At 71.0% G+C, this 13,496-nt stretch carries 7 protein-coding genes; 6 read left to right on the top strand and 1 reads right to left on the bottom strand.

Annotated elements, in window-relative coordinates; all coding sequences use genetic code 11:
- Positions 1–11: 11 nt before the first annotated feature.
- Positions 12–6,308 (bottom strand): beta-ketoacyl synthase N-terminal-like domain-containing protein, encoded by a 6,297-nt coding sequence (locus ABZU99_RS18725; protein ID WP_356049332.1) that lies wholly within the window; start codon positions 6,306–6,308, stop codon positions 12–14.
- 115 nt (positions 6,309–6,423) lie between these two features.
- On the opposite strand from ABZU99_RS18725, the gene ABZU99_RS18720 reads away from it, so the two are divergent.
- The 6 genes from ABZU99_RS18720 to ABZU99_RS18695 all read left to right on the top strand — a co-directional run bounded on the left by ABZU99_RS18720 (position 6,424) and on the right by ABZU99_RS18695 (position 13,488).
- The gene (locus ABZU99_RS18720; RefSeq protein WP_356049330.1) at positions 6,424–7,287 is read left to right on the top strand and encodes a 4'-phosphopantetheinyl transferase superfamily protein; all 864 of its coding nucleotides are present in this window, start codon (positions 6,424–6,426) and stop codon (positions 7,285–7,287) included.
- A complete protein-coding gene (locus tag ABZU99_RS18715; protein WP_356049328.1) occupies positions 7,284–8,150 on the top strand; it encodes an alpha/beta fold hydrolase in 867 nt (288 codons plus the stop codon). Before ABZU99_RS18720 ends, ABZU99_RS18715 begins: the two co-directional genes overlap by 4 nt.
- 271 nt (positions 8,151–8,421) lie before the next feature.
- Complete coding sequence (locus tag ABZU99_RS18710; RefSeq protein ID WP_355945791.1) at positions 8,422–10,167, top strand: tryptophan 7-halogenase; 1,746 nt, start codon at positions 8,422–8,424, stop codon at positions 10,165–10,167.
- A gap of 29 nt (positions 10,168–10,196) precedes the next feature.
- Positions 10,197–11,879 (top strand): tryptophan 7-halogenase, encoded by a 1,683-nt coding sequence (locus tag ABZU99_RS18705; RefSeq protein ID WP_356049326.1) that lies wholly within the window; start codon positions 10,197–10,199, stop codon positions 11,877–11,879.
- Between the two features lie 79 nt (positions 11,880–11,958).
- Positions 11,959–12,699: an ABC transporter permease gene (locus ABZU99_RS18700; RefSeq protein WP_355945786.1), complete on the top strand. Its 741-nt coding sequence runs from the start codon at positions 11,959–11,961 to the stop codon at positions 12,697–12,699.
- A gap of 54 nt (positions 12,700–12,753) precedes the next feature.
- A complete protein-coding gene (locus ABZU99_RS18695; protein WP_355945783.1) occupies positions 12,754–13,488 on the top strand; it encodes an ABC transporter permease in 735 nt (244 codons plus the stop codon).
- Positions 13,489–13,496 lie beyond the last annotated feature (8 nt).

The raw sequence follows: 13,496 nt of genomic DNA, 5'->3' as shown, positions 1-13,496 counted from the left end.
GTCTTCGCCACCTACTTCAGCAGGGCCTGCGAGCTGGAGATCCGAGCCAACAGACGGTTCGTGAGGTCGTCGTCGGACAGGTCGGCGAGGTCGTCGTCGGGCTCGTGTCCGGCCGGTGCGCCGGGCTCCGCCGGTGGTGCGGAGGCATCCGGCGTGGCGGGTGCCGCTCCGACCGCCGTATCCAGCAGGTGCTGGGCGAGCGCACGCGATGTGGGGTGCTCGAAGGTGAGCGTGGGCTCAAGCTCGGTACCGAGCCGCGGCCCCAGCTGGTCGGTGAGGGCCACGGCCATGACCGAATCGAGGCCGAGCTCGAAGAACCCGAGGTCGGGGTCCACATCGGCCCCCGAGGACTCACCGAGCGCGTCGGCGACGGCCGCGAGCACCGCGGTGAGCATCCGGTCGGCGCGCAGCCCGGGCTCCAGCGCTCGGAGCTTGGCGACGAACGGCACTTCGTGCGGTACGGCGACCGGTGCGGCAGCCGCGGGTGCCGTGCGGCCGGTGTCGACCGGTGTGGCCGGCGCCGAGGATCCAGAAGGTCCGGAAGGCTCGGACCGGTCCAGAAGCCCGGAAGGGTCGGAACCTTCACCGTGGTCGGGGCGTGGCGCCCGGTCGGCGATCGTCCCGGCGTCGATCCAGTGCCGGCGCCGCTGCCATGGATACGTCGGCAGGGACACCACCGGCCGCGGCCCGCCGAGGAGTGCGGTCCAGTCCACGGCGCCTCCGCGCACATGGAGTTCGGCGGCCGCGTGCGCCAGAGCGTCCTGGGCGTCGTACGGGCCGTCGGTGGAGGCGGGAACCAGCCGCAGGGGACCGGGCGCGACATCGGCGGAGCGGGCGAGTTCGGCGAGTTCGGCGAGTTCGGCGGCCGGAGTGTCGAGCCCGATGCCGAGCACGAGCCCGGCCCCGTCCGCGGCCACCGCGTCTACGAGTGCGGCACTCCACCGGGTGCGCGACACGGCGGACGGCGGGGCCCAGTCGGCGAGGCCGCCGCCGGCCACGGAGTCCAAATGGACCGCCGTGGACGGCATACCGCGCAGTCGTACACCGCTCAGGCCGCCGACCGCCCGCACGGCGTCACGCAGGTCGAGCAGCCCCGCCGCGCAGGCGGCACCGATCTCGCCGGTCCCGCGCCCGGCCACGGCGACCGGGCGCACCCCGTACGCCCGCCACATCGCGGTGAGCGCGCATTGCGCCGCGAGCACGGCGACCGGGTCGCCGTGCCGGGCGGCACCGTCATGGAGAGCCTGCCGGGCGGAGCGGCCGAGCAGTCGATCCGTCTCGGCGTCCAGCGCGTCCAGCGCTGCGGCGACCGCCGGCTCGGCAGCGTCCCACCGCCGCCACGGCAGGTCCGCCGTCTCCTCGCCGTAGACGGCCACGAGGCGGCACGCCTCCCGCGGTGGCGCGCTCCCCACGTGCAGGCCCGCCGCAGCGCCGCCCGAGGCGTACGCGGCGAGCGCCCCGCGCAGGTCTGCGGCGCTGGCGCCGGTCACCACGAGCCGGTGTCCCAGGTGGGTGCGGCGGGCTCCCGCGGTGTGACAGATGTCCGCCAGCTCGGCGGGGCCCGCGCCGGTGAGCCGGGCGCGCATCCGGTCGGCAGCCGCCCTCAGCGCCGACTCGCTGCCGCCGGAGACCGCGAGCAGGTACGGGCGGGGTCCCGGCCCGGTGCCCACCTCGACGGGCACCGGTTCGGCCTCGCCGACGACGACGTGTGCGTTGGTGCCGGTGAAGCCGAACGCGCTGACGCCCGCGACCCGGGCCCGGCCCGGCTCCTTCGGCCAGGGGTGCGGGCGCTCGGTGACCCGGACCGGGAGCCGGTCCCAGTCCACCTCCCGACTCGCCTCGCGCAGGTGCAGATGTGCGGGGATCTCGCCCCGGTCGAGGATGAGTACGGTCTTGATGAGGCCCGCGATCCCGGCAGCGGCCTCCAGATGGCCGATGTTCGTCTTCACCGAGCCGACCAGCAGGGGAGCGTCGGCCTGCCGCCCGGCGCCCAGGGCCCGGCCGAGCGCGGCGAGCTCGACTCCGTCGCCGAGTCGGGTGCCGGTGCCGTGGGCCTCGACGTAACTCATGTCAGCGCCGGTGAGACCGGCCCGCTCCAGGGCATCGGCGATCACCTCTTGCTGCGCCTGGGCGCTGGGCACGGTGAGCCCGCCGCTGGCCCCGTTGTGGTTGACGGCACTTCCGCGAAGGAGCGCGTAGACCCGGTCCCCGTCGGCCCGGGCGCGCGAGAGCGTTTTGAGCACCACCGCGCCCGCGCCCTCGCCACGCCCGTAGCCGTCGGCGTCCGAGGAGAACGTCTTGCACCGCCCGTCGGGCGACAGCGCCCCGGCCGCGGACATCGACAGGTAGACCGTGGGGGTGGTGATCACGTTGGAGCCGCCCGCGATGGCCAGCTGGGCCTCACCGAGCCGTAACGCCTGGCAGGCCTGGTGGACGGCGGTGAGCGAGGAGGAGCATGCCGTGTCGACCGCCATGCTGGGGCCGCGTACGCCCAGGAAGTACGACAGCCGCCCCGCCGTTCCGGAGAACGAGTTCCCGGTGCCGTAGTACAGGTCGATGTCGGCGGCGTTGCGGGTGACCGTCTGCATGTAGTCGGTGGTGTTCAGCCCGACGTAGAGACCGACCCGGGAGCCGGGCAGTTCGGCGGTGCGGACACCGGCGTCCTCCAATGCCTCCCACGCCACTTCCACGAACAGCCGCTGCTGCGGGTCCATACTGCGCGCCTCGCGGGCGGAGATCCGGAAGAAGGCGTTGTCGAAGCCGTCGACCTGGTCGAGGAACGAGCCCCGGCCGGTGACGATCGTGCCCGGGGCGACCGTGCCGCGGGCGAGCAGCGCTCCGGCGTCGAAGCGGTCGGCGGGGATGTCCGACGAGGCGTCAACCCCGTGGCTCAGCAGCCGCCAGAACTCCTCGAGACCGTCGGCACCCGGCATCCGGCACGCCATCCCCACGACCGCGATCGGCTCGGCGGCCGGCACCGGCCGCAGCTCGGCGACGGGCGGTGCGGGGCGGGCCGCCCGCGCGGTGGGGGCCGACGCCACCGGCACGACCGGAGGGGCCGAGGGGAGCGGCTCGGACGGTGCGGGCGATTTCCCGGCGCCTGTCTTCTCCTGGTCGGCCAGGTCCGCGACGAGGAGAGCGATGTGGTCGGTGATCTGGTCGATGGTGGGGTGGTGGATACCGGCGCTGTCCCCCAGCTCGATGCCGAAGTGCCGCTCCAGGGCTTTCACGAAGTCGCTGAGCGAGAACGAGTCCATGCCCAGCTCGAAGAAGCCCCTGATCCTGGGGACGCGCCGACCCGGGTCGTGCCCGAGCACCTGGGCGCAGATCCGGCTCACCACGGCGGCGATCCGCTCCCGCCCGCCGGGCGCCCCGGTACCGCCCCCGCCGGCGCCGGACGCCTGCGCCGCGGCGGCGGGGGCCGGAGCGGCAGCGCCGGCCCCGGAGCGCTCGGGCTCGCCGACCGCGGCGGGAGCCGACGGGGGGACGGCCGCGGCGGTGCCCGCGGAAGAGGTGAGCGTGGTGACGACCCGTCCGTCCGCGTCGAGGAGGCGCACCTCGGCGCGGAGCCCTTCGGTCCCCGTGCGCACTCCGCCCTGCCGACCGCGCTCGACGCCGGGCAGCCAGTACGAGTCCCCGCCGAGCGGCAGCGGCGGCAGCGGGACGTAGCGGTGTCGGCCTGCGTTGACCCCTGCCCAGTCCGGCTCCACGCCGCGGACGTGAAGACCGCCGAGCGCCCGTCCCAGCGTGACGTCGGCGGGCTCGCCCCGGGAGAGCGAGGACACCACGGGCCCGGTCCGCCCTCGGTGGACCAGTGCCGAGCGCAGCGGCCGGTGGAGGACCGGGTGCACGCCGATCTCGAGGAAGGCAGCGTCGTGCTGTTCCAGGAGGCGGTCGACCGCGGGCCAGAAGCGGACGGTGTCCCGGACGTTGCGCCCCCAGTAGGCGGCGTCGGTGACGGGTACGTCCAGCAGCGGGTCGACGCTGGAGAGCATGGTGATCTCCGGCGGACGCACGGTCAGGCCGCCCAGCAGCCGCTCCAACTCGTCGCCCTGAGGACGCACGGCCCGTGAGTGGAACGCGTAGTCCACGGGCAGTGGCACGCAGCGGGCCTCCCTCTCCTTCAGCTCAGCGGTGGCCCGCTTCACCGCCTCGGTGGCTCCGGCGATGACGACGGAGGCAGGGCCGTTCACGACCGCGACGCAGACCTCGTCGCCGTAGGGTTCGAGCATCGAGGCGACCTCGTCGGCAGGCAGCTCGACGGCGACCATCCGGCCGGAGCCGCCGGTCTCCCGCATGAGACGGCCACGGTGCACGATCAGGCCGGCCGCGTCGGCAAGGGTCAGCGTTCCGGCGACGACGGCGGCCGCGACCTCACCCATGCTGTGGCCCACGACCACGTCGGGCCCGAGCCCCCATGACGCCCACAGCCGGGACAGCGCCAACTGGACCGCGAAGAGGGCGGGTTGGGCGATCTCCGTGTGCTCAAGGCGGCTGCCCTCGGTGCGGCGCAGCTCGTCCAGCAGGGACCAGCCCGCGTACCGCGCGAAGTGCGCCTCGCATGCGTCCAGCGTCTCGGTGAACACCGGCTGCGTGCCGTAGAGGTCCATTCCCATACCGGGCCATTGCGAGCCCTGCCCGGAGAACACGTGGACGGTCGGACGTGCGGCCCCGTCCATGACGTCGCCGGTGATGACGGAGGGGGAGGCACGGTCCGCGAGGTACTCCTCCAGCCGGTCGGCCAGCTCCTGTCCGGTACGGCCCACCACCGCGAGCCGGTGCTCGTGGTGGGTGCGACGGGCCGCGGCCGTGTGCACCAGGTCGGACAGCGGCGCACCGTCGTCCTGCCGGATCCGGTCCCGGTAGGCGGCGGCCTGGGCACGCAGGGCGGTGACGGTGTGGCCGGACACGGTCAGCACCGGCCGGTGCCCGGCGGCTCCGGCCGGCTGCCCCTCTCCGCTCGTGCGCTCATCGCCGGGCTCCCCGGCGGGCACGTCGAACGGCTCGGGCGGCGGGCCGAGCAGGACATGGGCGTTGGTCCCCGAGAGCCCGAACGCGTTCACCCCGACGAGCGGCCGCTCGCCGCTGGGGCGAAGCACGGTGGCCCGCGTGGGCACGGCGAGGCCGCAGGACTGCCAGTCGATCTGCGGGGTGGGCCGCTCCAGGTTGATCTGAGGTGGGGTGGTGCCCATGCGGGCCACCAGAATCGCCTTCAGCAGTCCGGCGATTCCGGCGGCGGAGTCCATATGCCCGAAGTTCGCCTTGTGCGAGCCTACATACAGCGGGCGGTCAGCGGGGCGTCCAGCGCCGAGGACCGCGGACAGCGCGGATAACTCGAGCGGGTCGCCGAGCGGGGTGCCGGTGCCGTGGGCCTCGACGAAATCCACGTCCGAAGGTGAACGGCCGGCGTCGTGCAGGGCCGTTCGGAGCAGGTCCTGCTGCGCCACCGCGTTGGGCGCGGTGAGCCCCGCGCTGCGTCCGTCGTGGTTGGCGGCGCTGCCGTGCACGACCGCCCAGATCCGGTCACCGTCGGCAGTCGCGTCCTTGTAGCGCTTGAGCACGACGACGCCGCAGCCCTCGCTGCGGACCACACCGTCGGCCGCGGCGTCGAAGGGGCGGCAGACCCCGCTCGGGGAGAGCGCCCACACCTTGCTCATGAAGATGCTCAGTTCCGGTGTGAGCATCAGGTTGACCCCGCCGGCGAGCGCGGCGTCGCACTCCCCCGCACGCAGCGCCTTCACGGCGAGATGCACCGCGATCAGCGAGGAGGAGCAGGCGGTGTTCAGCATCAGGCAGGGGCCGTGCAGGCCGAACGTGTAGGCGATCCGCCCGGCGCCGAAGCTGAACTCCTTGCCGCTCGCGTAGTACGGGTTGATCCGCTCGGCACCGGCGGTCTTGGCGTGCAGGACCATGTAGTCCGCGGCGAGGATGCCCATGTAGACGCCGGTGCGGCTGCCCGTCCACCGGCCCCGGGGGACGCCGGAGTCCTCCATTGCGGCCCACGATGCCTCGAGCAGCAGCCGCTGCTGGGGGTCGACCTCGTGGGCCTCGCGTGGCGAGATCCCGAAGAAGTCGGCGTCGAAGCGGTCGATGTCCTCCAGGAAGGAGCCGCGGGGGCAGTAGCTGGTGCCCGGGTGCTCCGGGCTCGGGTCGTGGAAGCGGTCGTCCCAACGGTCCGCCGGGACACCCGTCACCGTGGACCGGCCCGAGGCCAGCAGGTCCCAGTAGGCGTCGAGGTCCCTCACTGCTCCTGGAAGACGGCACCCCACTCCGACGATGGCGATATCGGTCTCGGTATCCCCCTGCACCCGTGACCACCTTCCCGAAAGTCCAGCTCAACAGCGTCTTCAGCCCCGCATAATTAATTCATCGATGAATGAAGTCTATGTATGATGAGTTTCCTGTCAAGGGAGGGAGGGCCCCATGTCACGACCCACCGCACAGGTGTGGCTGGTGGATCTGGACGACGGGGAGGCGACCACACGGGCCCGGGCCCTGCTGCCCGCGGCCGAGGTCAACCGGCTGTCCACCGTGCCGCCTCGGCACCGGGGGCAGCGCATGGGAGCCCAGGCCGCGCTGCGCGCGCTGGTCGCCGAGGCGATCGGCTCGACGCCGCTGCTGGTCCGCCTTGAGCGGGGGCCAGGCGGCAAACCGCGGGTCGCGGGCGGCTCGGGCCCGCATGTCAGCCTCGCGCACTCCGGGAGGTTCGCGGCCGTGGCCCTGACCGCCGCGGGACCGGTCGGCGTGGACGTGGAGCAGCCGCACAGGGTCTCGTCCGACCTCGCGGGTCTGGCCCGCACGGCACTGTCCGACCGCGAATACGGCCGGTGGCGCAGACTCTCGGGGCCGGCGGCGCTGGAGGCGCTGTTCCGGAGCTGGACCCACAAGGAGGCGGTGCTCAAGGCGCTTGGCGTGGGCCTGTCCGGCGATCTGCGCGCTGTCTCCACCCGGCCGGGGAAGAACGGCGAAACAGTGCTCGAGACGGTACCCGAGGGCGGGCGCCCGCCCGGGCAGTGGACGCTGCACGACCTGTTCGACGGCTGGCGCCTTCCCGCCGCGGTGGCGGTCGCCGCCCCGCAGGTGGAGGTCTCGGTGCACCGCACGCTCCTCGCCGACCTGCTGCCGGCCCGGCGCCCGCACGCGTACCCGGCCCGGCACCCGTCGGCGCACCAGCCCGCACGCGAATCCGCGCACGGGACCGCACGGCAGCCCGGCCCCGTACGCCACCCGGCCGGCACCTCCGCCACACACCGGCCCCCTCACAGCCGGAAAGGAAGAACTGGGTGAACAGTCCTGACATCGGCGCGCCCTACGCCAGGCAGGAGCCGTCGGCCGAATCACCGCGGCAGGCCGCGGTCCGGCTCTTCGTCCTCCCCCACGCGGGAGGCAGCGCGGGTTACTACCGCGGCTGGTCGCGGTGGCTCCCGAAGACCGTCGAGCTGGTCCCACTGGAGCTGCCGGGGCACTTCACCAGGATGCGCGAGCCGCTGCTCACCGAGTGGCCGCGGCTGGCCGACGACCTCGCGGACCAGGTGGGGGCCCGGGCGACCGGCCCGTACGTCCTCGCCGGGCACAGCCTCGGAGCACTGCTGGCGTACGAGGTCACCCGGATCCAGGAGGCCCGGGGCGTCCCACCCCGTCTCCTCGCCGTCTCCGGCCGCAACGGGCCGGCGGCCGGGCTCTCCCACCGGCCCATCCACCAACTACCCGACTCCCGCTTCCTGGAGGCGCTGGCACGCCTGGGCGGCACGCCGGGCCCGGTACTGAAAGAGCGGGACCTGATGCGGTTGTATCTCCCGCTGCTGCGAGCGGACCTGCGTTTGGCCGAGACGTACACCAGGACGCCGGGGCCACCGCTGGCCACCCCGGTCGCGGCGTTCGGGGGGCGGTGCGACCGGCTCACGGACACCGCCGGGCTGGTCGCCTGGAGCCGCGAGACGACGGACACCTTCGACCTCACCGTTGTGGAGGGCGGCCATTTCTTCCACGAGGAGCCGTCCTTCACCGCGGCGGTGCGCGCCCGGCTGCACCGGCTCGGCCTGCGCGACGAGCGGCAGGGCGCGGCGGCGTACGGCACCCCGGCGCAGACGGGTCGCCGGTCAGGTCTTGCGCGCGATTATTCATCGCCTGTAGAGTTCATCACCAAATGAATTAGTTGATGGCTCCGGGCGCCGCCTGCGCATCGCGGGCCCGATGGAGGGGAACCGCACCTCATTCCCCGGCACCGGAGCGCAAGTTCGACGAGCGCCTGGCGGACACACACGTCGACCGGACCGCCAATCCGGCCCCGACAGCGCGGCGGCACGACGAGGAATTCCGGCATTCCGGCATCTCGATGCACCGGAAACCGCCCGCTCGAGCACGCACTGGTCGCCGTACGCCACCACACCCCGGAAACCCTGCGAAGACGGAGGAGCATCAATGGTTGACAAGGGCAACGGAGACCACCTCCACGATGTCGCGATCGTCGGTTCCGGGGTGGCCGGCTCCATCCTCGCCGCATGCCTGGCGCGCAACGACGCGGACGTCGTGCTGATCGACGCGGACACTCACCCGAAGTTCACGATCGGCGAGTCCACGATTCCGTTCACCTCGATGATGATGCGCCTTGTCGCCGAGCGCTACGGAGTGCCCGAGATCAAACATCTCGCCACCTTCGAAGGCGTCTACGCCAATATCACGACGCAATGCGGGGTCAAGCGCAACTTCGGGTTCCTCTACCACCGCGAAGGCGAAAGACAGCTCCCCGGCGAACGCACGCACTTCCAGATCCCCAAGATCCTCAATACCGAGAACCACTACTTCCGCCAGGACATCGATTCCTGGATGCTGACCGTCGCGGTCAAGTACGGCACGCACGTCAGGCAGCAGCAGCCGGTGGTGGACGTGGACCTCGGCAGCGACGAGGTGACATTGAAACTGGCGAGCGGGGCCTCCGTGCGCGCGAAGTTCATCGTGGACGCGAGCGGCCACCGGTCGGTGCTGGCCAAGAAGCTCGGCCTCCGGGAGGAGCCGACCCGGTTCAAGCACCACTCGCGGACCCTGTTCAACCACTTCACCGGGGTGCGCCCGTTCGACGAGGTCGGGCTCCCGGACGGCGGCTTCCCGACCAAATGGCACGAGGGGACCCTCCACCACCTCTTCCGCGGCGGCTGGATGTGGATCATTCCCTTCGACAACCACCCGCGGGCGACCAACCCGCTGTGCAGCGTGGGCATCCAGCTGGACCCCCGCCTCCACCCGGAGCCGGACTGCTCCGCCGAGGAGGAGTTCCACCGCTTTCTCGCCCGGTTCCCCGACGTCGCCGCCCAGTTCAAGGACGCAAGGCCGGTCCGCAGCTGGGTGCGCACCGGACGGCTCCAGTACTCGCCCCGCCAGACCGTCGGCCACCGCTGGTGCCTGACCTCGCACGCCGCCGGCTTCATCGACCCGCTCTTCTCCCGCGGAATGTCCAACACCATGGAGACGGTCCACGCACTGACCCACCGCCTCCTGGACGCCATCCGCGACGACGACTTCTCGATCGAGCGCTTCGCGCACATGCAGGAGCTGGAGCAGGGCCTGCTGGACTTCAACGACGACCTGTGCGCCAACGCCTACACCTCCTTCGGCGACTGGCGCCTGTGGAACGCCTGGTTCAGGATCTGGGCGCTCGGCCAGATCATGGCCACCTTTGAGGTCAACCGGACTTACGCGCGGTTCCTCGCCACCCGTGACACGGCTGCGCTCGAACCGCTGGAGCACGCCTGGTGGCGAGGCAAGGCCATCCCCGAGGAGTCGCCGTACGCGCCGGTGCTCGAACTGCTCCGCGAGGTGAGCGAGGCCTGCCAGGCCGTCCAGCGTGAGGAGATGGACGCGGGCGCGGCGGCCAACGCCATCCAGGAACGCCTCCGGAAGGCCGACTTCATTCCCCCCGCGTTCGGCCTCGCGGACCCGGACCAGCAGTGCATCGACGCGAGTTTTATCGGCATTCTCAACACCCTCCGGTGGGCGAAGAGGAAGGCACCGCCGGAGATCGGAAGGCTCACCCACGAAGGTCTCACGCTCTTCTTGAAAAAGCGCGTCGGCAAGGGCGAGTTCGAGATCTCGGAAGAGTTCAAACACCTCGTAGCCGGATGGTCGATGGTCGGCCGTTCCCTGCGGGTTCCCGAACCGACCAAGTACTAGGCCGACTACCGCACTCCGGGAGCCAGAGCGTGGACACAGACAGGCTGGGCACGGGCAAGGCAGAGAAGACAATCCATGACGTAGCGATATTAGGATCAGGGTTCGCCGGCTCCATGCTCGGAGCCATTCTGGCGCGGGGCGGGGCCAAGGTGCTCCTGCTGGACAGCAAGTCCCATCCGAAGTTCGCCATCGGCGAGTCCACCATTCCCAACATGCTGGTGACGCTGCGCACCATGGCACTGAGATACGACGTGCCGGAGCTGATGACGCTGTCGACGTTCACCGGATGCCAGAAGATCATCTCCGCCGCTCACGGCCAGAAGATCCACTTCGGCTTCATGAACCACCAGGACGGTCGGCCGCAGGATCCCCGGCAGCAAACGATGTTCAACTTTCCCAAGCTGCTGCTGCACCCGGCCGCGCACATGCTGCGCCAGGACACCGACGCGTACCTCTACAACGTCGCCGTCAAGTACGGCTGCACCACGCGCACCGGGTTCCATGCGGTCGACATCGACTTCGACGACTCGGGGGTGACCATCAGCTCCGAGCGGGGCGAGCAGTTCCGGGCCCGCTACGTGGTCGACGCCAGCGGCTACCGCTCCCCGCTCGCCGCGAAGTTCGGGCTGCGGGAGGACCCGTGCCGCTTCAAGCACCACTCACGGGCGATCTGGAACCATATGCTGGGCGTCCCCAGGACCGATGACGCGATCCGGCACGCCAAGGCGGACACTCCCCCGGTGCCCTGGTACGACGGCACGGTCCACCATCTGTTCGATCGCGGCTGGTTCTGGGTCATCGCGTTCGACAACCACTCCTCCTCGCGGAACCCGCTGTGCAGCGTCGGCCTCACCCTCGATCACCGGCGGTATCCGAAGACGCCCGGTGTCACGCCCGAGGAGGACTTCTGGCGGCATGTGTACCGCTTCCCCGACGTGGCCAGGCAGTTCGAAGGTGCCAGGCCCGTGCGGGAGTGGGTGGCCACCGACCGTCTGCAGTACTCCTCCTCGCGCACCGTGGGCGACCGCTGGGTGCTGCTCGCGCACGCGGCGGCGTTCATCGATCCGCTGTTCTCCCGTGGGCTGCACAACACGTGCGAGGCGGTGAACGTCCTCGCCTGGCGCATCCTGCGGGCAGTCAGGGACGGCGACTTCTCGGCGGAGCGCTTCGCCGATGTCGACAGCCGGCAGCAGGCGCTGTTCGACGGAAACGACAAGCTCGTGAACGCGGCCTATCAATCGTTCTCCAGCCATGAGCTGTGGTCGGCGGTGTTCCGCATCTGGGCCTGGGGCTCCAACGCCGGAACATTCCGCGCTCTGGAGGCCTTCCGGCGTTGGCGCAAGGAGGGCGACGACGCCCATCTGCTGGACCTGGAGAACGTCGAGAACCCGGGCCTGCACTGGTCCGACCACGAGGGCTACTCCGAGCTGTTCAACCACATGGTGGAGCAGTGCGACGCGTACGAGGCGGGCAAGGTGACCGGGCAGGAGGCGGCCGACGCTCTCTACGACCACCTCGAACGTGCCCCGTTCGTGCCCCGGCACTGGGGCTGGACCGAGCGCGACCTGCGGTTCATCAACCCCACCCTCGGCAGGGTCTCCAAGACCATGTGGTGGGCCGCCACCAAGGCACCCGACGACGTGCGCAGGCTGATGCTCGGATTCCTGCGGGAGAGCAGCAGGGAGCTCGTGAGGGGACGCCGCGTCCTGTGAACCGGCCGCCATCCTTCGTCACCGAGACCCCGGCGCCGCTCAGCCTGACGGTCGTGTGCGGCCAGAGAGGTGATCACCCGTGCTGACACGAAACTCGCTACGCGTCACGGACCGGGTCTTCCGGGAGCTCAGGAGAGACATCAGGACGATGGTGCTCTTCACCATCTCGCCCGCCTTCGTCATGGTGCTGACCGCGGGAATCCTGGACAACCACCCCGCGTCGTTCAATCGGGTGGGACTTATCGTCGTCGGCCTCTTCCCGACGGCTCCCACCTTCCTCTTCGCCGCCTTCGCGGTGCAGCGGGAGCGGTACCGGGGCACGCTGGAATACCTGCTCACGGCCCCGGTCAGCAGACTTGACGTGCTCGTGGGCTACGCGACCGCGTTCACCCTGCCGGCCGTGGTCCAGATCGGGATGACGCTGTCCGTCACCTACGGCCTGCTCGGCCTGGAGACGGCCGGGGCGTGGTGGGTGATCGGTCTGATGGCCCTGCTCAGCTCCGTCCTCGGGGTGGCGATCGGCCTGTTCTCGGCGAACCTCGCCCGCAATGAGATGCAGCTCACCAAGGTCCTGGCGGCGACGGCCGCGCCCCATCTGATGCTGTCCGGGCTGTTCCGGCCCTTCGAGGACATGGACCGGTGGATGCAGGTACTCGCCAGTGTCGCTCCGTGGCGGTACGCCGTGGCGGCTGTCGCCGAGTTCCAGAGGCACGCGTCGCTCACCGCGACGGCCGCGCTCAATCTCGGCGCCACCGTCCTGATCATTCTCCTGCTGTTCTCGGTGAGCGCCCTCACCGTCCTGCGACGCCGGAGCGCCTAGCTCGTCGGTCGTCACGAGCCGAGTCTGCGGAATACCACGGAGGTTCCTGAGGTGATGTCCCCCCAGAAGACACGGGCGATAACGCGTCGAGTGCTCAAAGAGCTGTTCCGGGACCCGCGGTCCAGGGTGGTGCTGATCATCACTCCCGGACTGCTCATGGTCATCGTGCGCCATCTCTTCGAGACAGCGGCGGACTTCAGCGCCACCGGCGTCATCATGGTCGGCGTGTTCCCGGTGTTCTCCATGTTCCTGGTCGGCAGCACGGCCATCGTGCGGGAACGGACCAGGGGAACACTGGAGGTGGTGCTCTCGACCCCCGCGAGCAGGCTCGACCTCGTCGCGGGCTATATTGGCGCCGCCGTGCTCGCCTCGCTGGCGCAGGCAGTGTGCACCGTGACGGTGGCGTACTGGCTGAGCGACCTGTCAACGGCCAGCCCGCCCTGGATCCTTGGAATCCTGGCCATGTTCAGCGGTGTCTTCGGTATGAGCCTCGGGCTTCTGGTGAGCGCCGTCTGCCAGAACGAGGGTCAGGCATTCCAGTTCCTGCCTGGGGTGATGATTCCGCAGATGCTCGTCAGCGGAATCGTCTGGCCGGTCGCCGACATGGCCGAATGGGTCCAGCGACTCGAACGTGTGCTGCCGCTCTCGGCGGTCTCCCGTGCCCTGACGGCGGCCCGTGAGCATTCCTATGGCGGCGCCTCCATGTGGGTGAGCGTGGCGGTCATGGTGGGCATGACCGCGGCTGCCCTGGCCTCCACCGCGGCCACACTGCGCCGGCGCACGGCGTGAGGACGTCT

Origin of the sequence: Streptomyces sp. NPDC005266 (assembly GCF_040607655.1) — a bacterium.
In the GTDB taxonomy this organism is placed as follows: Bacteria; Actinomycetota; Actinomycetes; order Streptomycetales; family Streptomycetaceae; genus Streptomyces.
The sequence above is the reverse complement of the archived record's forward strand: the minus strand, read 5'-3'. Positions and strand labels throughout refer to the sequence as shown.